19 protein-coding genes and 1 pseudogene are annotated in these 22,320 nt (G+C 65.3%); 7 read left to right on the top strand and 13 right to left on the bottom strand.

Going from position 1 to position 22,320, the window contains the following annotated elements; all coding sequences use genetic code 11:
* Position 1: 1 nt before the first annotated feature.
* Positions 2-1,963 (bottom strand): SpoIIE family protein phosphatase, encoded by a 1,962-nt coding sequence (locus MKAN_RS05675; protein WP_023366086.1) that lies wholly within the window; start codon positions 1,961-1,963, stop codon positions 2-4.
* 124 nt (positions 1,964-2,087) lie between these two features.
* The gene (locus tag MKAN_RS05670) at positions 2,088-2,828 is read right to left on the bottom strand and encodes a GAF and ANTAR domain-containing protein (RefSeq protein WP_023366084.1); all 741 of its coding nucleotides are present in this window, start codon (positions 2,826-2,828) and stop codon (positions 2,088-2,090) included.
* Between the two features lie 356 nt (positions 2,829-3,184).
* Here MKAN_RS05670 and MKAN_RS05665 point away from each other — a divergent pair, with 356 nt between their 5' ends.
* The gene (locus tag MKAN_RS05665) at positions 3,185-3,745 is read left to right on the top strand and encodes a hemerythrin domain-containing protein (RefSeq protein ID WP_023366080.1); all 561 of its coding nucleotides are present in this window, start codon (positions 3,185-3,187) and stop codon (positions 3,743-3,745) included.
* A 13-nt stretch (positions 3,746-3,758) separates the two neighbouring features.
* Here the strand turns inward: MKAN_RS05665 and MKAN_RS05660 are convergent, their stop codons facing one another.
* The 3 genes and pseudogenes from MKAN_RS05660 to MKAN_RS29325 all read right to left on the bottom strand — a co-directional run.
* Positions 3,759-4,964, bottom strand: coding sequence for an amidohydrolase family protein (locus MKAN_RS05660; protein ID WP_023366078.1), 1,206 nt, complete (start codon positions 4,962-4,964; stop codon positions 3,759-3,761).
* A gap of 71 nt (positions 4,965-5,035) precedes the next feature.
* Positions 5,036-6,037, bottom strand: a complete 1,002-nt coding sequence (locus MKAN_RS05655) for a hotdog fold thioesterase (protein WP_023366076.1) — start codon at positions 6,035-6,037, stop codon at positions 5,036-5,038.
* Between the two features lie 81 nt (positions 6,038-6,118).
* Positions 6,119-6,512: pseudogene (locus MKAN_RS29325) on the bottom strand (hypothetical protein); the annotation flags it as partial.
* A gap of 145 nt (positions 6,513-6,657) precedes the next feature.
* Between MKAN_RS29325 and MKAN_RS05650 the strand changes: the two are divergent.
* The 5 genes from MKAN_RS05650 (at position 6,658) to MKAN_RS05640 (ending at position 11,622) form a co-directional block, all read left to right on the top strand.
* Positions 6,658-6,900, top strand: coding sequence for a hypothetical protein (locus tag MKAN_RS05650; protein ID WP_129111698.1), 243 nt, complete (start codon positions 6,658-6,660; stop codon positions 6,898-6,900).
* Positions 6,901-7,125: 225 nt separating this feature from the next.
* The gene (locus tag MKAN_RS05645; protein ID WP_225722800.1) at positions 7,126-8,901 is read left to right on the top strand and encodes an IS1634 family transposase; all 1,776 of its coding nucleotides are present in this window, start codon (positions 7,126-7,128) and stop codon (positions 8,899-8,901) included.
* 104 nt (positions 8,902-9,005) lie between these two features.
* Positions 9,006-9,722, top strand: coding sequence for a PPE domain-containing protein (locus MKAN_RS29320; RefSeq protein WP_141563909.1), 717 nt, complete (start codon positions 9,006-9,008; stop codon positions 9,720-9,722).
* Between the two features lie 758 nt (positions 9,723-10,480).
* Entirely contained in the window at positions 10,481-11,047 is a 567-nt protein-coding gene (locus MKAN_RS30330; RefSeq protein WP_139800321.1) for a hypothetical protein, read from the top strand.
* Positions 11,048-11,058: 11 nt separating this feature from the next.
* Positions 11,059-11,622, top strand: a complete 564-nt coding sequence (locus MKAN_RS05640; protein WP_036392894.1) for a hypothetical protein — start codon at positions 11,059-11,061, stop codon at positions 11,620-11,622.
* A gap of 570 nt (positions 11,623-12,192) precedes the next feature.
* Here MKAN_RS05640 and MKAN_RS05635 read toward each other — a convergent pair.
* The 6 genes from MKAN_RS05635 to MKAN_RS05610 form a co-directional block, all read right to left on the bottom strand.
* The gene (locus MKAN_RS05635; RefSeq protein ID WP_023366062.1) at positions 12,193-13,947 is read right to left on the bottom strand and encodes a PE family protein; all 1,755 of its coding nucleotides are present in this window, start codon (positions 13,945-13,947) and stop codon (positions 12,193-12,195) included.
* A gap of 120 nt (positions 13,948-14,067) precedes the next feature.
* Positions 14,068-15,564, bottom strand: a complete 1,497-nt coding sequence (locus tag MKAN_RS05630; RefSeq protein WP_023366060.1) for a class I adenylate-forming enzyme family protein — start codon at positions 15,562-15,564, stop codon at positions 14,068-14,070.
* Positions 15,561-16,496: an acyl-CoA dehydrogenase family protein gene (locus tag MKAN_RS05625; RefSeq protein ID WP_023366058.1), complete on the bottom strand. Its 936-nt coding sequence runs from the start codon at positions 16,494-16,496 to the stop codon at positions 15,561-15,563. Before MKAN_RS05625 ends, MKAN_RS05630 begins: the two co-directional genes overlap by 4 nt.
* The gene (locus tag MKAN_RS05620) at positions 16,493-17,668 is read right to left on the bottom strand and encodes an acyl-CoA dehydrogenase family protein (protein WP_023366056.1); all 1,176 of its coding nucleotides are present in this window, start codon (positions 17,666-17,668) and stop codon (positions 16,493-16,495) included. The genes MKAN_RS05625 and MKAN_RS05620 overlap by 4 nt, the downstream gene beginning before the upstream one ends.
* The gene (locus tag MKAN_RS05615; protein WP_023366054.1) at positions 17,665-18,771 is read right to left on the bottom strand and encodes an acyl-CoA dehydrogenase family protein; all 1,107 of its coding nucleotides are present in this window, start codon (positions 18,769-18,771) and stop codon (positions 17,665-17,667) included. The genes MKAN_RS05620 and MKAN_RS05615 overlap by 4 nt, the downstream gene beginning before the upstream one ends.
* Complete coding sequence (locus MKAN_RS05610) at positions 18,768-19,817, bottom strand: acyl-CoA dehydrogenase family protein (protein ID WP_023366052.1); 1,050 nt, start codon at positions 19,815-19,817, stop codon at positions 18,768-18,770. The genes MKAN_RS05615 and MKAN_RS05610 overlap by 4 nt, the downstream gene beginning before the upstream one ends.
* A gap of 84 nt (positions 19,818-19,901) precedes the next feature.
* Here MKAN_RS05610 and MKAN_RS05605 point away from each other — a divergent pair, with 84 nt between their 5' ends.
* Positions 19,902-20,783 (top strand): LLM class flavin-dependent oxidoreductase, encoded by an 882-nt coding sequence (locus MKAN_RS05605; RefSeq protein ID WP_023366050.1) that lies wholly within the window; start codon positions 19,902-19,904, stop codon positions 20,781-20,783.
* Here MKAN_RS05605 and MKAN_RS05600 read toward each other — a convergent pair.
* Together MKAN_RS05600 and MKAN_RS05595 are read right to left on the bottom strand one after the other, a co-directional pair.
* A complete protein-coding gene (locus tag MKAN_RS05600) occupies positions 20,725-21,465 on the bottom strand; it encodes an SDR family oxidoreductase (RefSeq protein ID WP_023366048.1) in 741 nt (246 codons plus the stop codon). The two genes, MKAN_RS05605 and MKAN_RS05600, sit on opposite strands and share 59 nt — an antisense overlap.
* A gap of 5 nt (positions 21,466-21,470) precedes the next feature.
* A complete protein-coding gene (locus MKAN_RS05595) occupies positions 21,471-22,292 on the bottom strand; it encodes a FadR/GntR family transcriptional regulator (protein ID WP_023366046.1) in 822 nt (273 codons plus the stop codon).
* Between the last annotated feature and the right edge of the window lie 28 nt (positions 22,293-22,320).

Here is a 22,320-nt window from a genome sequence, read left to right as displayed (position 1 = left end):
GTCAATCTTCGGCGAAGACGTTCTCGGCGTCGCCGCTGACCACCGGTATCCGGACCAGCGACAAGACGTGGTGTGCCGGGCTGCCCGGCGGCGCCATCAGCGCGCAGTCAGCGCCCTGTTTGCGTGCCCGGTCCCGGGCGGCCACCAGGGCGGCGACACCAGCTGATCCGAGGTGTGTGACGGCACTGAGATCGATCGTCAAAGACGCCAGCCCCGAACGGCTTTCGACGGCGATCTGGCTGTCCAGGGTGGTCGCTGCGTTGGCGTCGACGTCGCCGCGCACGATGATGCGACCGGGCTCGGCGACCAATGTGACGAACTCCGTGTCGATCGCCGCCGGGAAGGCGGTACGGCTGACCACCGCGTCGGTGACGAACTGCGCAGGCCGGGACAGCCGATGGGTGATGGTGGCGGTGGTCCCCTCGGCGTCGTGCCTGACATGCGATTCGCCGACCAGGGCCGCGGCCATCGCGAGTCCACGCCCGCGGCCCTTTTCGCCTTCGCGGTGATCCTTCCACGTGCCCCGGTCGATCACCGATGCCCGCAGTTTGCCGTGACCGTCCAGCGTCGCCTCAATCACGAGACCGTCGGGAACCTCTGTGCCGTAACCATGTTCGACCGCATTCTCGACGAATTCGGAGATCGCGTGCACGACATCGGAGATGTCGGCTGAGTCCGCACCGATCTGCACAAGCCATTCACGGAGCCGAGCGCGGATCCGGCGCGCGGCGTGGATCGTCGCGTCGGTCGTCATGCACAGCGGCGGCGCCGGGATCCGGCGTTGTGCCGCAAGCAGTGTGACGTCGTCGTTGTAACCGGTGGATCGCAGCAGCAATTCGAGTGTTTCCGAGCACAGGCGGTCGATGGGTCGGGCCTGCGCATCGATGACGAAGCCGCCGCCGCTGGCGATGGTTGTCGCCAGTTCGGCGAATTCTGCTGTGCTGGCCCCCAGCGGCCTGCCCGGGCGTTCGACCAGACCGTCGGTGTACAGCATGATCGAATCGTCGATGTTGAGCATTTCGGTACGCACCGGGAATCCGGTCGCGCTGCCGAGCGGACCCCCGCCCGACGGCTCCAGGTAGCGGGACTTCGCATCGGCGGTCACCAGCAACGGCGGTGGGTGCCCGGCGGTGCAGTACTGGAATTCTCCGGTGGCCAGGTCGAGGGAGCCGACACAGATCGTCGCCGAGGTCGAGCCGGGCACCTGATCGTGGAATGCCTCCACCGCCTGCAGGGCTTCGACGATGGTGTGTCCCGCCCAAACCTGCATCCGCAGCGCCGTGCGCAACTGTGACATCACCGCCGCGGCTTCCACACCGTGGCCCACCACGTCTCCGACGATCAGCACCAGCCGATCGCCCAGGGCCACCGTGTCGAACCAGTCTCCACCGGCCGCGGTGTCCCGCGCGGCGACGAGATACTGCGCGGTGAGGTCGGCGCCGGAAACGACGGGCACCGACGGAGCGAGCAGCGCCTGCTGCATCACGATGGCCGAGTCACGGACGTGGCGGTACCGCTCGGAGAGTTCCTCGACCTGCGCTTCGGCGGCCAGTCGTTCGCGTACCCGGCTTGTGACGTCGTCGAAGAGGATCTGCACGCCCTCGATCGATCCGTCGGCCCGGCGTCGCGGCGTGACGACAAAGTCGAAGAATCGCTCCTCGATTCCGGAACCGTCGAAGTCGGCCTGCAGCCGCCACTCGGATCCGGACTGTGGCTCGCCGGTTTGATACACCCGGTCGAACATGTGGTAAATCTGCTGTCCCTCGAGTTCGGGATAGACCTCGCGCGCCAGCTGTCCCACGCCGACAAATGTCGGGCTGAGGGTGCGATACGCGGCGTTAGCTGCGACGAAACGGTGGTCGGGTCCCTCCAACCCCACTAGCATTGCGGGCACATTCTCGAAGATCCGGCGAACGTCCTCTGCTGTGCCGACCTTCCTGTCCCAGTCCATGTCGGGCGCCATGTGGCTGTCCCTCCTACGGACCGATCGAGCAACAAGGCAAGCGCGTTGACGGATCTTGCCAACGGCCAACAATCAGATTAGCAATGCCCACGGCCAGGTCGCGGCACCAAAAGTTCGGTCGGGGTCAGGTGGCATTCGTGTTGAGCACCCGGTCGGCGGTCTCAGGCAGCACCTGCCGATACTTCGCGGACAGTTGGGTCAGCAGCACAAATGCCGCAGGCGCGTCGATGTTGAAGCGTTCCATCAGCACACCGGTCGCTTGCGCGATCAAGTCGCGGTCGACCAGTGGTTCGCGTCGTGCTCGCGTACGGCGGTCGGTTTCGATGGCCATGGCCGCGTGTGCCGCGAACGTCAAGGAAATCTCCTCGGTTTGCTCGTCGAACGCATTCGGGTGCTCGGCGTAGAGATTCAGGACCGCTCCGCCGTCGGAGTGCCCGAACAACTGGATTGACAGCATCGAACGGACCGAGGTCTGTGACAGCACCTCTTGAGTGAAAACTGGCCACCGGGTCTCGCTGTTGACGTCATCCACCCGCCAGATTCGTTGCTCCTTGGGCACTTCGAAGCACGGACCCTGTAGATAACGCTGCGCGATGTTGTCGATGACGAGGGAGTCGGCGTCGCTGGCTGCCACCGAGCGGATGACACCGCGGTGGGTGATTAACGTGATCCCGGCATAACTTACGGCCGGAATATGCACTGCCGCAGCGGCTGTGATCCACTTCAGCCGTTTGGTCGTAGTCATCTCTTTGCCGTAGCCGTCCAGCAATTCCGCTGCGGCGATGTCGATATCGGCATCAATGTCAGCGTCGATATCGGCTGCCTCGGGTGACTTGGCGACGAACTTCTCGCCGGGCCGGTTCACCGCGTCCTCCTGTTGGGTGATGCGCTACGCAAGCTCGACGATCGGGCCGTAGCTTTCGTTTCGGCGCATGCTCGGTAATCGGAACGACTCCAACCAATCCCGGCGCTGGTCTCGGTCGAGATCGGCGATCAGCAACGCTTCGCGCAATTGGGGACGTCTGGCGCCAAGCACGCGTCCTCGTCGCGTCTGCACGTCTATCGGATACCCAGACGGTCCGCTAACAACCCCGGATTCGGTGATTCGGCGAGGTGATGGCGGTGTGGGTTTGTGGTTCTGCCGATCGGGTAGCCGATACCACGCGCGATTACCAAACAGCCCACGCGCACTGAGCGCGATTGAGAGCGAGGAGGACATCAATGGCGCAGGCCCCTCTGAAATCACCGACCGATGTGATCGACTTTCTCGTTGACCAGCACGAGCAGATCAAATCGCGGTTCGCGACGACATTGTCCAGCTCGGGTAAACAGCGAGAAGAGGCGTTCCTAGAGTTGCGTCGCTTGTTGGCGGTGCATGAAACCGCCGAGGAGGAAATCGTTCATCCCCGGGTCAAGCGCAAGATTGCCGGTGGGGAGACCGTAGTCACCAAGCGACTGTCGGAAGAGCACGAAGCCAAGACCGTGCTCAGCGAACTGGAGAAGCTCGACGTCGACAGCGCCGAGTTCACCAGCAAACTCACCAAGCTTCGCGATGCCGTCGTCGACCACGCCGAGCATGAAGAATCCGAGGAGTTCGCCAAGCTGGGCGACGAACTGAGCAGCGACGAGCTCGAACGGATGGGCCGCGCCGCCAGGCTGGCCGAGGCGACCGCACCCACTAGACCCCACGCCGGGGTGGAGTCCCAGATCGCCAACCTGATGGTCGGACCGTTCGCGGCAATGCTGGACCGGGCCCGCGACGCTATCGTCGGGAAAGGCTGACTCGGCGTCCTGATTACGCGCTGACCGGTTTGGTTGCCGGTGCTTCGACCTTCATCACTTCCATCATGTTGCCGCCCATGATCTTTGCGACATCTTCCTGGTCGAAACCGGCAAGTTCGTCGACGAACGAAATCGGGTCCTTCAGGCCTTCGGGGTGCGGCCAGTCGGAACCGAAGACCACCCGGTCGGTGCCCACCATCTTCACGATTTCGGAGAACCGGTCCTCCCAGAACGGGCTGACGTAGATGCACCGCTTGAACGCCTCGATCGGGTCTTCGCCGAATGCGTTCGGCATCTTCTTGTAGACGCCCTTGAGTCCTTTGAACAGGTGCGGCACCCAGTCCGCGCCGTTCTCGATGGACAGGATGCGCAGCTCCGGATTGCGCGACAGCGCGCCATGGCAGACCAGCGCACCCATGGCATCCTCGATCGGACGATGTCCCATCGCCAGGCTCCGGAAGGCGGTCGGCTTGAACGGCAGGAACTCGTCGCCGGGTTCCCACACGTTCATGAATTCCGAATAGCCGCTGTCCGATGCGTGCATCGAAACCGGGATCCCGGCGCGGATGCAGGCTTGCCAGAAGGGGTCGAACTCCTCGAAACCGAACGAGCGGCTGCCGCGGTAGCCGGGTACCGGGGCCGGGCGGACCAGCACCGTGCGAGCGCCACGCTCCAGGCACCACTCGAGCTCTTCGAGCGCCCGATCCACGATGGGCAGGGTGATCACCGGGGTGGCGAAGATGCGGTCCCGGTAGTTGAACGACCAGGTCTCGTACATCCACTGGTTGAGTGCGTGGATGACGTCGTGGGTCATCTCCGGGTCGTCCTTCATTCGCTCCTCGACCAGGCTGGCCAGGGTGGGAAACATCAGCGCGTAGTCGATACCCAGCTCGTCCATGACTTCCAGCCGGGGGCCCGGTTCCCGGAAGGCCGGGATCGCCTTCATCGGCTCACCCAGCACCTCGCGGTAGCTCTTGCCTCCGCTGCCGTGCCGGAAGTACTCCTCCTGGGCGCCCGGGCGGGCCACCACTTCGAACGTCGGGTTGGGGATGTATTCGCTGATATGGCCGCGTACCACGATCTTGGTGCGCCCGCGGATCTGCACGTAGTCGATCACGTGCTTGCGCTTGTCGGGCAGGAACTTGGTCAACGCCTCCTGCGGCTCGTACATGTGGTTGTCGGCGTCGAACACCGGAAAGGGAAGCTCGCGAGACGGCATGGCGATCTCCTTGTAGAAGTCTCGATTCTCAGCATCTGGTAATGACGTTACCACCTCGCGCAAGGGTTCCGCTAACCGCTGTCGGGGGTGTCTTTGCGGTCGATGACGGCGAAATTCACCGTTGCCGTTGCCGCGAGTTCGCTATCGCTGTCCCCGAAAATATCGACCTGCATGACCAGGGATCGCCGGCCGGCCCGCAGCACCCGCGGCACCGCGAGCGCGGAGCCCTGCCTGATGGGGCGCAGGTAGCGGATGAAGAGGTCGGCTGTCGTCATAGCGGTGCCCGGCTGCAGGTACTCCAAGCCCAGCTGTCCTCCGGCCACGTCGGCGAGCGTGGCGATCAAGCCACCCTGCAGCGCTCCCGAGGTGTTGACCACCTGCGGACTGACCGGCATCGTCATCGCGAAGGCGTCGTCGTGGGCGGTGGCTGGGCGCATCCCGATCTGGGCGAACAGTTCGGCCAGTGAGGACACCGGCTGATCGTCGACATCCCGAATGCCCAGGGCGCGGCTGCAGAACTCGTACAGTTGGCCGGCGTCGATGGGCGTTCCGTTCAATTCTGTTCCCAGCCAATGCAATCGGAGCGCACCCAGCACCGTCTGCATGATGATGGCAGCCGCGGCCCCGACGTCGAGTCCGGGGTTGAACACTCCTTCGGTGATGCCTTGCCCGACGATATCGCGCAGCAGTCGATGCAGGGGCGATAGCACCCGCGCGTATTCACGGGGCCGGTTCTCGGCCAGGTACTGGTTGTAGAGGCTCAGCGCCCGGTTGAGGCTGTCCTGGGTAGTGGACTCCGGTCGCGCGCTGATGCGGTCGATGACCAGCTTCAGGGCCGCGGTGCTGTCGAGCCCGGCGGTTTCGGTGCGCCACAGCTGTGCCGTCTGCGCCATGGTCCTGTCGAACAGGGCCAGCAGTAGTTCGTCCTTGCTGCCGAAATGCTGGTAAAACGCCCGCAACGAGGTCTTGGAGCGCGCGACGACTTCCTGCACGGTGAAGTCGGTACGCCCGGTCTCGCCCAGAATTTCGACCGCCGTCTTGATGAAGCGATCGGCGCGCGTTACTTCGGCCACGGGCGTTCTCCTCTTCCGGCGCCACAAGACAGGGCGCTTCGAGAATGAGGTTACCGCGGTTTGCGGTGATTCCCGCGAAGCTCAGAACGGGGGAGGCTCATCTGGTGGCGCGGGGCCGTTTTGGGTGGGATGGTCGGGTGAGGTGGTGCGGGAGTTGCGGTTGCATCGGCGTTCGCCGGCGATGCGCTGGGCTCGCTCTTGGGCGCGGGTGCGGCCGCGTATGGGCATCATGGCGGTTTTGTCGGTGCAGTGGTTCGGTGGTGGTGTGGTGGGTGTGGGCAGCCCGGTGGTGGGTGTGCACAAACTTGGGAACAGCAGGGCGCTGCCGGGGGGTGGTGACATGGGTGCGCCCAGCCGGGGAAGTCAAGATCAACGTTCCGTCGGGCAACTGCTCTTCGCGCCATCCCCAAAAGGTCTTGACCAAATGGTGAGTTCGGCAGTAGCACTTGAGATTTGACGCATGCGTGAGCCAGCCCTGTGGTTGGGCTTGCGAGCCTGGCGTGGCGGTTTGTGCGGCCTGCGGGCTGGCTGGTGCGGGGTTTGTGTCGTGCCGGGGTTGGCGGGTGCGGTTTAGGCTTGGCCGACGTTGGTCTGCGGGCAATGAGTCGGGGGTCTGAGTGGTGGTGTTTGCGGTGGAGCCGGCTGTGGTGGGAGCGTCGGCGGTCAGCCAGGCGGGGTTGGCGGCGCAGCATGGTGCTGGTGTGGCCGGTTGTGCGGCGGCGTTGGTGGGGGTGGTGCCGATGGGTGAGGTTGCTGATTCGGCGGCGTTCGCTGGGGTGGGGGCGGCGTATGTGAGCGCCGCTGGTGAGCATGCGCGGCGCGAAGGGCGTTTTCTGATGCGCAGTCGGGGGCGGCCGGGATGACGGTGGCTAGTGAGGCGTTGCGCGCGGCGGCGATGACGCTGTAGCGGTTCGGGGTTTGGGGTGTCGCATCCGTGGCCGGCGTTTAGCCGGAAGTTACGACGGGTTCTGACTGGGGATTAGTGTTCTGAGCTGGCGCTATGGGCTGTTGTCTCGTGCTGATATGTAGTCACGAATATGTGCGTGTCATTCGTATCTGATCGGCGGAATCAGTCTATGATGCTTCGTATGCCGCGTAACCAGGGCAAAGCTCACGTAGTCAGAGTTAAAAAGACGCATGTGGATAAGCAGGGCAAACAGCGCGTCTATCAGTCGGTGCTGTTGCGCCGCACCTTCCGCGACGGGCCCAAGGTGCGCAACGAGACCGTGGCCAACTTGTCGATGTTGCCCGAGGCGGCGATCGCCGCGCTGGAGGCGACGCTGAAGGGACACAGCCTGGTGCCCGCTGGTCAGGAGGTGACGGTGCTACGCGCGTTGCCGCATGGGCATGTGGCCGCGGTCGCGGCGATGGCCCGCCAGCTGGGACTGCCCGCGCTGCTGGGGTCGCCGTGTCGGTCCCGCGATCTGGTCTACGGGCTGATCGTCTCGCGGGTGATCCATCCGGCATCCAAGCTCTCGACGCTGTCGCGCTGGGCCGATTGCACCCTGGGCGCAGACCTGCAGATCGCCGGCGCTTCCACCGACGAGATCTATGCGGCGATGGACTGGCTCAGCGACCGCCAAGACGGCATCGAAAAGAGGCTCGCCGCTAAACACCTTGGTCCAGAAGCCAATCCGTCACGGATGGCGTTGTTTGACCTGACCTCATCGTGGGTGACGGGCCGGCATTGCCAGCTGGCCAAGCGCGGCTATTCCCGCGACCGCAAAAAGGGCTTACCGCAAATCGAATACGGGGTGCTCACCGACCCTGCCGGCCGGCCGGTGGCGGTGCGGGTCTTTGCCGGTGATACCGCCGATCCGGTCGCCTTCACCGACATCGTGGAGGTCATCCGCACCGGCTTCGGGCTGGATCGGCTGGTGCTAGTCGGCGATCGCGGCATGATCACCGCCGCTCGCATCGCCGCGATCAAAGAACTCAACGACACCGGAACCGATTTCGGGTGGATCACCGCGCTGCGCGCTCCAGCGATTGCCAAACTGGCCGCCGACGACGGGCCGCTGCAGATGAGCCTGTTCGATACCCACGACCTGGCCGAGATCACCCACCCCGACTACCCACACGAACGGCTGATCGCCTGCCGCAACCCCGCCCTGGCCGCTGAACGGGCCCGCAAACGCAACGAACTGCTGGCCGCCACCGAGACCGCCCTAGCGCGTATCGCCGAACGGGTCGAGCGCGGCAGCCTGGCCGGGGCCGGCAAGATCGGCGAAGCTGTCGGGCAGATCGTCAACAAATACAAGGTAAGCAAGCACTTTCACCGCACCATCACAGACACCAGCTTCGCCTATGAACGCGACCACGCAGCCATCACCGCCGAAGCCGCCCTCGACGGCATCTACGTCCTGCGCACCTCGGTGCCCGCCACCGACCTCGACGCCCCCGCGGTGGTCACCGGGTATAAGAACCTGGCCTATGTCGAACGCGACTTCCGCAGCATCAAAACCGACGACCTCGACCTACGCCCCATCCACCACCGGCTGTCTGAGCGCGTCAAAGCCCACGTACTGATCTGCCTGCTGGCCTGCTATGTGACCTGGCACTTACGCAAAGCCTGGGCGCCGCTGACCTACACCGACGAACACCCACCAACCCGCGACAACCCCGTCGCACCCGCACAACGCTCACCACATGCGCACACCAAAGCATCTCGCCACCAAACCACCGACGCCACTCCACTGCGCAGCTTCCGCGCTCTGCTCGATCACCTGGCCACCTTGACCCGCAACCGAATCCGCTACCAGGACACCAACATCGAAATCGAGACTCTCACCGAACCCACCCACGACCAACGCCGCGCCTTCGACCTCATCAAGGCCACCATCCCCCTCACCATCGCGGCGTAGTCAGACCTAAAACACCCAAAACCAACAAAACCCCACGTCAAAGCCCAAATCACCTATCCAGACGGTCGCAACTTCGGTTTAGCCCGGACGCCAACTACACGGTGTTGGCGTCGGGGTCTGGTCCGGCGTCGACGTTGGCGTATGCCGAAACGCTGAGCGCGCAGGCGGCGAACTTGCAGGCGGTGGTGGCGGCCTCGGCGGCCAGTGGGGCCGCCACGTACGGCGGCGGTTGGCGTGGGGTGGGTGCGGCGGCGTCGGCGGTCGCCCAGGCCGCGTTGGATACCCAGCATGAGTTGCTGGCGGCGGCGCTGCTGGAGAAGGCATCCCATGTCGCGGCGGCGGCCGGTGCGCATCAGAGTGCGGTGGCCTCGATGGTCACCGCGCAGGAGGCGGTGGCCAATCGTAGGGATGAGGCCGTCGCGCAGGAGATTAACCCGTTGGTGTGGGGGGCGTTGACCCCGCAGATCGTGGCGTTGAGTCTGGAGTATTACGGGCAGATGTGGCCGCGGAATGCGGCTGCGGGGGCGGCTTATGGGGCGGCGTTGCGCGCGGTGGCGGCCGCGATCATGGTGCCGTTTCCCCCGGCGGTGGCGGGGGGATCACCGGCTGCCGCGGTGGTGGGGTGGCCGAAACCGCGGCGATCAGCGCGGCCGGGGCAACCCTGCAGGCCGGCGAGCAAGGCGCCCACGCGCTCATCCCCCGGCAACAGCCGGTGCCGGGATGGGGGGTTGGGCCGGCGGCGCCGTTGGCCGGCTCGGTCTCAGCGTCGGTGTCTCCGAGTGGTGCCTCGGCGGCCACGCCCGCCGGGGCTCCGACGTTAGCCCGGGCGCCGCAGCCTCCGATGGGGATGTTCGCCCAGGTCGCACACGCCGGAGGAGTCGCCGCCCCCAGCCCAGCCATCCCGGGGTCGGGTTCAGCGCAGCTCAGCGAGGCGATGCAGAGCCGTGCTGGCACCCTGTCCCCGCCAGCCGGATCGGGTCCAGGAACCGGTGGTGTGGTCAGCGGTTATCCGGGTGCGGGCTTCACCAGCTACATCCGGCCTACCGGTGACGGTTTCAGCCCGCCGGCCGCGCAGCGGCCCGGCAGCGGCGCGCCCGCTGGCATGCTCACCACCGCTACGCTGTACGGTCCGGTCACCGCCGCGCCCAGCTCGACGGGGCAGCCGTTGGCCTACGTCCACCCACAGCCACCCCGACCCAGCGGCGCGTCTTCACCAGCGCCCCCGCTCGACCCTGGCGAGACCGCCCACACTCTCAACTCCCCACCCCCACCACAACCTCCGGCATCCCCACCACCGGCCGCCCAACCGGCTACACCGCAGGGCGGCCCACCCGGTCCCTGCACCGGTAGCGACGGCCCTAGCGGCTCCGGGAGCCCCGGCGCCCAGATGCTGGGTTCTGGACCCGGCCAAGCACCCCAGGCGCCACCAATGCTGCCACCGCTGGCGCCGCAACCACCGATTCCGCCGCCACCGTCTCCGCCGCCGGGCACACCACCGCTGGGGCAGCCCCCCATTCCGCCCTGGGCCAGCCCACCGCCACCGCCATCGCTGCAAGCGACACGGGAGGCCTACAACCAGTTGATCAACGACATCGACCACCACAATGGAAATCCGCCCAATCCTTCCGATTGGAACGCGGTTCAGGCTTATAACCAAGAAGCCTGGTATTACAACTCCTTGAAGGCCCAGCTCGAGCGCCAATTAGATGCGGCCAACGCACAATACACGCCCCCCAACGACGCCAAACGCGCCGACATCCCATACTGGACACAACCCGCACCACAACAACCACGTACACCCGGCGCCCGACCACAACCGGGCACGCCCCCAAGCCCAAGTATTGCCGACCAGGCCACAGAAATCGGTAGGGAAATCTCGACTCTCCCGAGAGGAACCAGGCTAGATACTTTAGCGGACAGGATTACGGGACTGCACGTTAGTCAGGAAGAGGCTGTCGAAGCAACAGACATCGCCGCTAAGGCCGCTTTTGGTGAAACTGGGGGAATTGTTAACGTGCCTGACGGAACAAAAGTGGTGCTGCCCGCGGACTTAACGTATGGGAGGGCAATGGTGGTACATCCTGACGGCTCGGTGACGGTTTTTGTGGGCGACCTTCACAAATTCTTGCCGTACATTGGCCGATGAAGGGTGGAGAGATGAACGTATCCGCATATGCAATGATCATTGACTTTGAGGTCTACCTGCTCATGACGATGAGGCTAAGAATGTCAATGGCGAACAAGGAAGCTCAACTCGAAGCCAAGCTGGCCGAGCACGGGCTCTCCTTGAAAGATGCGGAACGCATACATGAGCGAATAGCAAGAGCGCTTAGCGACGAAGATTCCCGGTATGAGAACATGAAAAAGCTGTTAGGCGTTACTGAACAGGACTCTGCAGGATTGAAATACAGCAGTGTATTGTGGCCTGGATTCGACTTCAATGCTATAGCCGGCGACGAAGGAGTGCTTGAATCGGCGGGTTACCGGCACACGAGGCGCGATTCGCCTCCCGTTGATTCCCCTACCGAGCTGCCAACTTGGAGCGTGGACATCGCCGAATTCGCAGAGCGGTTTGGCCCCATGACTCTTCGCGGCAAGTGGCCCCTATTCGATGAGTTCTTGCCAGCATACGAGGAGTACGACTTTTTTTGGAATGGAGAACATTACGGTGCACGATTCGTCTGGGGCCTATTCTTGTCTTCTTCAATCTACTGGGATTGAGCTTCTGCGGAGTGTTGTGGCCGGGATTCGACTTCAAAGCCGTCGCGGGTGAAGAAGGAGCGCTTGAATCGGCGCAGTATTGGTATACGGCGTTGGAGTCACCTCGCCGCCGATTATCCGATCATGACTTGATAGCAGGGAAGACAGTTCTCACGCGCTGTGGCAGAGCAGGTCACGGCTCGACCCGTAATGCGCCGTCGACAAGCTCGCCAAGGAATCGCACCTCGGTGATAACGAGCGTGGGGACGTCAGCGGGCGGGTGTTTCGACAACGTGAGCGACGAAGCATGGCGCGCATCATCTGCGTCGACGTCGACATAGACCGGCCGACGTCGACGACAATCGGCGCTATCGCCGCACCTCGGCGGCAAAGATCTCCGCGATGCGCTCGCAGATGTCAATGCGGCCGCTGCGGCCGACGCCGACGGTATGAAGGCGACGGTGCCGGCCGGGCCGACCGACGTCAGCATCGAGAGTCCGGATCTTGATTGTGGTGCGCCGCATGAATGTCAGCCGGCCTATCCGACGATGGGCCGGTGTGCATGCGGCACAACGGGATTGAGCGCTGCAGCTAGATAAGCTGACTGGTGACTCCCAAGAGCGACCTGAGTTGGAAACCAGCCAAGAGGGTGCCCAACGCGATGTCAGCCGCTATGGGAGCGCCGAACGCATAGACCAGCCCACCGGCGGGGTCGCCGTTGAGTGCTTGTTCCAACCCGCTGAGGAACAGGTTGACGTTGTACGACGGCACCGTGGTGAGGATTGCATTCGCGATGTCGGCTGTCGGAAGCAAAGCGGCGTAGGTGTTTGCAGCCGTCCTGGTAATGAAATTGGTGACAGTCGTGTTCGTTGACTGCAGGAAGTGGATGAAGTCGGTCGGGGAGAACGCCGCCGGCGAGAGCCCGGACAGCAACGACGGTGAGCCGGCCGCGCCCAGTGGAGTCGCCAGCAGCGCGGGTAGGTCCGGAAACGTCGCTATCCCGGCGCTGATGTCGTTCATGAACGCGCTGATTCCCTGCTGGGTTCCGATAGCCAAGTAGCCGGGTAGGGAAGTGGTGGCGCTGAGTGGCGGCAGCACTCCGAACGGTGTGGGCACATTCGGCGGCGAGGTCGACCAGCCATAGGCGGGATCCCCGTAGCCCCAGTTGACCAGATACCTCAAGTTCGGCTGGACCAAATCCGCGATCGGCTTACCGACGAATGGGATTGCCCGCACCGGGTCCAGGAGCGGCAAATTTTGGGTGGGAATCATGTAGTAGCTGGTCGAGGTGGGGCCCACGGTGTTGGTCAACGGAATAGCTGTAGCAAGCTGCTCGGGGGTGAGCGTCGCATACTGGCCGTGTAGGGATTGGATACCCATGAAGGCGTTGAGGTCCGCCAGGACATTGATCGGGTATCGGGGAAAGTCGGCGGCGCCGTCGTATTCGATCGTGAAGATCTTGGTCGGGAAGGCATTGTCCGGTGTTGCGCCGTACATTTCGATCCCCAGGCTTGGGAGACTGAGCCCGACGAAACGCTCGAACAGACCTCCGTTGGGGTTCATCGGATTACCGACCAGCGAAAAGTTCAAATTATTGAAGTACGGGCTTCCGGCGGCCCCCGAATTGGTGGGATTCAGCGACCGCATGACCAGTGACGCGATCATGGCGCTCTGCGATTCGCCCGACACGTTGACGGTGTTTCCGCTGGTCAATAGCCCTGCGTAGGGGGGGTTTGTGCCGACGAGCGTGTTGGTCAGGATGGTGACGCCCTGAGCCACCGACACGTTGAGGGGCAAAGTCTTGATTCCGGTGTCGATATAGAACCCCTCCGGTGTGAAAAGGCTCTGTACGAAGTTCGGATCGACCGGGAAAAAGGGTGCGATGTACCTCGAGACGATGTTGTTGACAAAATCAATCGAAGGAATCGGGTTCCCACTGCCACCCATGACCAGGGTGTTCACCGCTGCCGCCGAGGGAACCGCGGACGTCAGGGGCGCGGCGCCGCCCAGCATCGCACGGACGGGTGAGCTGATGGCGGCCAGCGCCTCCGTCACTGTGGCTGCATTAGCAGCCTCGGCCTGCGCGTAGGAAGTGGCTGCTGTGGCCAATGACTGTGCGAACGCGTCGTGAAACGCGCCAGCTTGCGTCATGACGGCTTGGCATTCCTGGCCGTACGCCCGGAACAGGCTTGCGATGAGTTCCGATACCTCGTCGCGCGCCGCAGCTATCACCCCGGTTGTCGAGGCCACCGTGGCCGCGTTGGCGGAGCCGATCGCCGAGCGGATTTCCGCCACAGATGCCGCAGCGGCCGTCAAGGTGTCCGGCTGCGTGATCATGTAGGTCATCGGACCGTCCTTCTCAACGATGAGGGCCGGAAGCGTTACCAGTGAGCGTAGAGCGGGTCGCACCGGTGTGTCCGGCGTTTATGCCTCCGCATTTCCGGTCGCGTCCACTGTTTGCGAAGCTCAGCCGCCCCGGGCGGCGATCATGGCCGAGCGATTGACCTTGGTAGCCGCCGTGCGGGGAATCCGATCGACGAATTCCACCGTCTTGGGCACCTTGTAGGGGGCGAGCCGGTTCTTGGCGTAATCAATCACCTGTTCTTCGGTCAGCGGCGCCGCGGCTTGCACTACGGCATGGACCCGGCGTCCCCAGTGCGGGTCCGAGATGCCGATGACCACGACGTCGGCGATGTCGGGGTGCCCCGCCAGCGCGGACTCGACCTCGGCGGGAAAGACGTTGGCGCCGCCGGTGATGATCATGTCGGCGCGACGGTCGGTGATGTAGAGGTAGCCATCCTCGTCTAGGTGACCGATGTCGCCGGCGGACCGAAACCCGTCTTCGGTCGACGGAAGTGGCGGCGCGCCACCAAGATAGCGGTATCCCGCGCTCATCGGCGCGCGCAAATACACCTCGCCCTGCTCGCCGGGGCCCAGTGGCTGCTGATCGGCGTCCAGGATGCGGATCTCGGTGTCCCGGAAGCCGCGGCCGACGCTGCCCTGATGCGTCAGCCATTCGTCGCCGCGCAGGGCGGTGAGCCCGAGATTTTCGGTCATGCCGTAGGCCATCACAATCTGTTCCGGGCTCAGTAACTCGAACCAGGTGTGCAGCAGCGTGGGCGGCATTACTGCGGCGCCCTGCAAGATGAAGTCGATGCTGGACAAGTCGCGCCGACTAATGTCGGGAACCGCGGCGATGCGCTTGAGCATGGTCGGGGTGGCCGTGAAGTTGGTGATCCGGTATTGCTCGACGGTGTCGACCACCCGCGCGGCATCGAACTTTTCCAGCACCACCAAATGATCGCCGCCCAACAGGAAGTGCAGGGTGGCAAAGCCGTTGGTGTGGTACATCGGCGCGGGCACCAGTATGGTCTGCGGCTGAGCCACCGATGTCCATGCCGACAAGAACGGCTCGCTGTGCTGAGGCGTCCACAGCGACGGCGCCAGGTTGAGGATCACCTTGGGCACACCGGTTGACCCGCTGCTGCAAATTCCATGGGCAGTGGGTGAAACAGCTTCGGGCAGTGGGCTTTCCGACTCGACGGTGGCGCGCACTTCCAGTTCCCAGCGGCTCCTCTCGTCGATCACCACGGCGGCGTCGATCACGTCCAGCACCCGGTTTCGCTCCCACTCGGGTAGGTCCCAGTGCATGGGAACGGGAACCGCACCGATCTTCCAGCAGCCCAGTACGGTCAGTATGAGGTGCACCGAATTGGGGATCGCGATGGCGACCAGAGAACCTATCTGGGCGCCACTCGCGTCCAGCGCCCGCGCCCATTGATTGGCCCGGGCGTCGAGTTCGGCAAAGGTCAGCGTGCGGGTGCTGCCGTCGGGCGCGACGGTGGTCAGGGCCGCGTCGTCGCTTCGCTGCTCGGCCAGATCCTGCAGTCTGGTTCCGAATGGGATGCCGTCGGCCAGCGGGTTCGGGGTGGCCGAGGATCCGATGGGTTGGGCGCGGCTCATGCCGGCACCGGCCCGGTGCAGAGCGTCTCCAGATAGCCGTCACGGACATCGGAGATCAGGCGCCGGCTGAGTGCTTCGGTGCTCAACGGCAACCGGATCAGCGGTTGGGTGTGCCGGTCCAGCACGCTGATGTCGGACTCGTCGCAGAAGCCCAGCGCGCCGAGCAGTTGGTGCGAGGTGCGCAGCACCTGCCGCGCGGTGTCGGCGGCCTTGAGCCGCAGCACCAGTGCGTCGGCCGAACCCACTAGCGGCGCAGTCGATTGCGATCGGCTCACGGTGTGCTTGGCGAGTTCGAAAAGCCCGCGGGCCGCGACTGACGCATCGGCGACGGCGAACCTGACGGCCTGGAAATCGGCCAGCGGCCTGCCGAACTGAATGCGGCTCCGCACGTGGTTCGTGGCGATGTTCAGCGACTGCTGTACCGCTCCCAGCATCCGCCACGATCCCAGCACAAGGTGAAGGTTAACGTCGCTGTCCGGCACGGTTCCGTCGGGCGCGCCCAGGGTGGCCGGCACCAGAAACGGCCCCAGTTTGGCGGCGGTGCGCGATGCCGGTTGCACCGGATAACGAGTGCCGTCGAGGTCGGTGGCGATCCAGTCACCGGGCAAGTCGCCGTGGTCGACGCGGGGTGCTTGCGGATTCACCAGCGCCAGGCGGGCGCCGTCGATGGCCAACAGCTCTTCGACGACTGGATAGGGTAGCGCGGCGGCGCCGGCGGCCTGGCACAGCACCGCGGCGGCCAGCAGATCGTCAGGCGCGGATCGCACGTCGAGCTCGAATGCACCCAGCTGCGCCAAAGCCTCGCGCGCCGTGTAGCGAACGGTGTCGTCGGTCTCGGCCCGCAGCGCCGCCGGCGGGCCGCCGACCCGCGCGAGCCGTTTGGCCGCGACGGCGGCGAAGTCGGTAATAGCCTGCGGCAGTTCGGTATTCATCGGTGTTCCCCCAAGACGTCTCGTGCCACGAGCATGCGCTGTACTTCGATGGTGCCCGACGCCACGGTGGCCGCCTGCGCGTAGCGCCAGTGATCTTCGATCGCGCCGTGCAGCGGGGCCGTGACACCGCTGTCCAGCGCCGCCGGACCCAGCACGTCGAAAAGCAGTTCGGCGACCTGTTGGTCGCAGATGGTGGTCGCGATGCGGGCGGCGCTGGCCGCCGCACCCGCCCGCGGGTCCTCCTGCAGCGACACCGCTCGATAGGCCAGCAGTCTGGCCACCCGTAAGTCAACAAGCGCGCGCACCCAGCGGATGCGAATGGATTCGGGCAGCCGGTCCCAGTCGTCGCCGAGTTCGGTGCGCAGCCGGTGCAGCAACGATTCGCAGCGCGCGTAACGGGCGATGCCCACGCGTTCGAAGGCCAACGCCTCCCTCATGATTCGCCAACCGTCGCCGGGCTCGCCGAGCACATCGCCGGGGAAGGCGGGTACGCCGTCGAGAAACATCTCGTTGAGGTGATGCGGGCCCAGCATCGACGGAATCGGCCGAACGGTGATGCCGGGCCGGTCCATCGGGATCAGAAACAGAGTGAGCCGCTTGGGTTTAGGAGCATCCGGGTGTGTACAGGCCGCCAGCACGCACCAGGAGGCCATCTGGGCATACGACGTCCACACTTTCTGGCCGGTAATGCGCCAGCCTGTTCCGTTCGGGCCGTTCGGGCCGTCCGGGAGGGCGCGGGTGCGCAGCGAGGCAAGATCTGTTCCGGCCTCCGGTTCGGAAAAACCTTGGCACCACACCACTTCGCCCGCCGCGATCGCCGAGAGGTGCTTGGCCTTCTGCGCCGCCGTTCCGTGTCGCATGATCGCCGGGCCTACCCAGTTGATGCCCATATACTGAGGACCGCGCGGCTCGTGGTGGGCCCACATCTCTTCGCGCAGCACGGTCTGTTGCCAGATCGAACCTCCGCCGCCGCCATGCTCTTTCGGCCACGCCAGCGCCAGCAGCCCTTCGGCGGCCAGGAGTTTGCAGAACGACTCGGTGGTGGCCAGGTCTTGGGGGTCGTCGGTGCAGGCACCGAGGAAGCCGGCCGGCACGTGGTTGGCGATCAACTGCCGCAGCCGGGTTCGCAGTTCAGCGGCGTCATCGCCGAGGTCGTAATCCATCGTCGTCATCCCTTCGGCAGCCCGAGCAGCCGCTCGGCGATGATGTTGCGCTGGACCTCGGAGGTTCCGCCGTAGATGGTCGCGGCAAGCGCATCCTGGCGTTCGAAGAGCAGGTCGGCGTCACCGGTCGAAGCCGGGCCCGCAGCCGCCGCGCTCAGATCCCAAACCCGTTGCAGGGTAACCGATCCGAGCAGCTTGAGGATGTCGGCCTCGGGGGTGGGCCGGCCGGCGAGTTCGTTGCTCAGGGCGCGGTAGCCGGTGGCCCGTAGCGCCTCGGCATCGGCCAGTAGCGAGCCCAGATCGGCGTAGTTGCCGGGGTCGCGGGTGCCGCGTACCGAGTCGAGGCCGCGTTTGATCTCGACCCAGTTCATGATCCAGATCATCTGGCGCTCATGATGCAACGACGCCAACGCCACGTTCCAGCCGCCGTTGCAGGGACCCAGAAGGTTGTCGACGGGCACTTCGACGTCGTCGAGGAAGACCTCGCAGAACGTCTCGTCGGACGCCGACGCCATCCGGATGGGTTCGACACGCACCCCGGGCGAGTGCAGGTCGAGGATGAGACACGAGATGCCGCGGTGTTTCGGCGCATCGGGGTCGGTTCGGGCGTACAGGGTGCACCACCGCGACTCATGGGCCTGCGTCGTCCAGACCTTGTGGCCGTTGACCCGGAACAGATCTCCATCGCGCTCGGCGCGGGTGCGCAGGCCGGCGAAGTCAGACCCGGCCTCCGGTTCGGACATGCCCAGCGCCCACCACTCGTCACCGCGCAGCAGCGGAACCAGCAGCCGGTCGATCTGCTCGGGTGTGCCGAATTGCCGGATGCCGGGTGCGGCGACGTTGGGTCCGGCGATGTTGGGCAGTTTGGGGGCAGAGCGCAGCGCGGCCTGGATCCGGATTTCCATCGCATCGCGCAGGTTCAGCGAACGGCCACCATGCTCGCGGGGCCAGGTGGGTTGGATCCACCCCGCCTCGAAGGCGGCCCGCTGATACTCGCGTCGCAACCGAATGTCCCAGCGGTACTGGCGATATCGCTGGTAGTAGTCGTCGGGCAGGAACTCGGTCAGCCACTCGGCAAACTCTTCGACCGGCGCCGTCAGGGAAGTCGTCATGCCGCACCGCCTGCGAAGCGCCGGCCCACCTCGTGGTACAGCGCGCGGCTGTCGCCCAGCATGGCGGCGCCCTGCCAGGCATGCCGGACATAGAGGTGGATGTCGTGTTCCCAGGTCTGGGCCAGGGCGCCGTGCACCTGGACGGCGGTGCGCGCACAGCGGGTCGCGGCCTCGCCGGCCGCGGCCTTGGCCAGCGCGGCCGCGGCCCAGGTGACGTCGGGGTCGGCCGCCGCCGCGTAGGTCAGGCTGCGGGCGCGTTCGATGCTGACGTAGTTGTCGGCCAGCGCGTGCTTGATTGCCTGGAACGCGCCGATCGGCTTGCCGAACTGGTGTCGGGTCTTGGCGTGTTCGACGGCGCGGTGCAGCACCGCGCTCGCCACTCCGACCAGGTCGGCGGCGGCGGCTATCAGCGGTGTCGTCAGCACCGGTTCGATGCCGGCGACCGGTGCGGTGGCTACCGCGGGCGTGTCGATCTCGACGTCGGCGACGGGTTGCGCGGGATCGGTCGACTCTCGGGGTTGGATGACCGCCCCGTCGCCGACGCGCGCGACCGCGGCCACCGGGCCCTGGTCCGACGTCGCCAGCGTGACGATCAGCTCGGCCCGAACCAGATTGGGCACCGCGACGGCATGGCCGCGCAGGCGTCCGTCGTGCAGCGTCATGGGTGGCCGCGGCAGCCGGTGTCCGGGGGAGTGGACGGCCAGCGTTGCGACGACACCTCCGGCGATCTCGGCCAGCACATCGTCGAGACGGCAGGCCCGCAACACGCCCGCGGCCAGGCCGACGCTGCTCAGCAACGGGATCGGGGCGATGGCCGCGCCGCATTCTTCGAGCACCAGCACCAGCTCGACGGGGCCGAAGTCACCGGCCGAATCGGCCACGGCGAGTTCGGTCCAGCCAAGCCCGACGACCGTCTTCCACAGCGCGCGCCAGCGCTCGGGATCGGTGATTGCCTGCCGGGCGACGTCGGGTGGGCACTCGGCGCGCAGGATGTCGCGCACGGTGTCGCGCAGCGCCAGCTGCTCTGAAGTCAGACCGACATCCATAACACCCCTAACATAATAAAAATAGTAAACTAGGCGATCCGGCGCAATCACGCTGGACACTGCCGGACACGCATGGGTGGGCATATGGTCGAGTGGTATCTGTTCCTGCCGCAGGTGCGGTTGCCGGTGACAGATTTCGTGGAGCGGGCGCGGCAGGCCGAAGCCAGTGGGTTCGAGGGTGTGGCGTTCATCGATCATCTCGAGGCTCCCGGGCAGCCCGCTGAAAACATCTGGGAGGCAATGACGGTCGCCACCTGGGTGGCGGCCAGGACGCAGCGGCTCCGCATCGGCCACCTGGTGCTCTGCGATGCGTTCCGGCATCCAGCCGTTCTGGCCAAACAGGCGGTGACGCTGTCAGCGGCGTCGGATGGCAGGTTCGAGCTCGGCATCGGTTCGGGATCGTGGCCCGCGGAGTTCGCCAGATTCGATGTCGGTCAGCAGGATCCGGTGGCCCGCGTCGAGCAACTGCAGCGCCACCTAGCACTGATCACGCAGTACTGGGCGGACGGGGAGAATGCCCAGTCGCCCAGTCCGGCGCACCCGATACCGCTGATCCTGGGCGGCAGCGGGCGCCGGATGATGGAACTGGTTCGCAAATACGCGGATTGGTGGAACCTGCAGGCCAACCACCTTGACCGGTTGTCCCGCCTGGCCCCGGCTGCGGGATCGGCGCGGATCTCCGTGCAGCAGATGGTGGGCTTTGTCCAGGCGGGAGCCGATCCGGATGCGGTACGCCAGGTGAGCGCCCGGCGATTCGGCTATCTCGGGCCGGGGCTGGTATGCGGTAACGCCGACGAATTGATTGAGCACTTCGTCGGCCTGGCCGCGCAACGGGTCGAGCGCTTCTACGTGTGGTTCGCCGACTTCGCCGCGCCGGATTCGCTGGCCGAGTTCGGCGAGTCGGTGATCAAGGGTTTTCCGGAGATCTGGGAGGCTTCAGCCCCGCGCGACGGCGGGCCTCGGTAGGCACCACCGGTGGCCGGGCGAACGGACCGCGCCGCACCGCGCTGAGTCGGATCTCCGGCAGGTCGACGGACGAGTCGACGGTATCGAGCCAGGCCACCGTTTCGGCGATGTCGGACACCTGGATCGCATACATCTCGAACGGAACATCCTGCAGCATCTCGGTTTCCACGGGTCCCGGGGTCACCAGGTGGACGCTGATGCCGTCGCGATCGACCTCGAGCGCCAGCGCGCGCGCAAAGGCGTTCATGCCGGCCTTCGATGCCGAGTACGCGGTTCGGGCCGGCATCGGCTCGTGCGCGGCCGACGAGGAGATGAAGACCAACCGTGAACCTGGCCCCATGCGGGGCAGCACCGCGGAGGTCACCACAAAACAGGAATCCAGATTGGCCGAGATGATCGTGCGCCACTGCTCGAAGGTCTGCTTGCGCGCATAGGTTCCGCCCAGCGTTCCGGCCGCGTGCACGACGAGATCGATGGTGTCGAGTTGACTTATGGCGGCGGCGAATCCGGCTGGCTCAGACACGTCGGCGACAATGTAGTGCGCGCCGATCTCCGCGGCTGCCGCCCGCAGCGGGCCTTCGCGGCGCGCCACCAACACCACGTCGTAACCCAGCTCGCAAAGCTTGCTGGCACACCCTTTTCCGATTCCACCGCTGCCGCCGGTGACCAACGCGGTTCGCACCGGATTCAGGGGCGCCTGATGTCCCGCGGGCGTGACAGCGCCTGCGGCGACAGGGCATAGATCCGTTGTTCACCACCACCGGACAACACGTAAGTCTGGGTATCGGCGAGGTGTCGGCACGCGATGCGCCGGGCCCGGTCGACATCTCCCTCGGCAATCGTCTCGGCCAGCTTGATGTGGGTGTTGAGGACCGCGCGCCGTTTGGCCAACGACGGGTAGGTGCCCCGCGCCGCGCTCTCGTCGGCCCATTGTTGTTCATGGCTGGTCCACAGGGTTTCCAGACTGCCCACGACCGCGATGATGGTGTGGTTCCCGCAGCCGCGGACGATGAGATCGTGGAATTGACGGCCGATTTCGGTGAACTGCCGCCCGTCATCGAGGTGCTCGGCCATGGCATCGTTGATCTGCTTGAGCTCGGGCACCAAAGTATCTGCGCGGTCCGGTCGTTGGGCCGCCAGTGCGGCGCAGGCAGGCTCGAGTTCTTGCAACGCGGCGCCCAGGTCGCTGACGGCGACGGACTCGCTTTGCAGCAGCAGGCCGAGCATGTAGGCGGCGCTGGTCTTGGCCGGCGCATGCACGACGGCCCCGCCTCGGTTACCGCGGCGGACGGACACCAATCCCTCGGTCTCCAAGATCCGCAACGCCTCCCTCAGCGACACGAGGCTGACGTTGAACTGTTCGACCAGCACTTCCTGGCGGGGTAGCAGATCACCGTCGGCGAGCTCGCCGTCGATGATCTGGCGACGCAACTCATCGGCTACTATTTCGGCGATCCGCGGCGCAGACAGCCTGCGTCGGGTATCAGGGCCAGTTCCCAGGGTGGTCATCCGATCCTCGATAGAACAAGCAGGGAAC

It is taken from the genome of Mycobacterium kansasii ATCC 12478 (assembly GCF_000157895.3).
GTDB classification, from domain to species: Bacteria; Actinomycetota; Actinomycetes; order Mycobacteriales; family Mycobacteriaceae; genus Mycobacterium; species Mycobacterium kansasii.
Note: the sequence above shows the minus strand (reverse complement) of the source record. Positions and strands in the feature narration are given on the sequence as shown.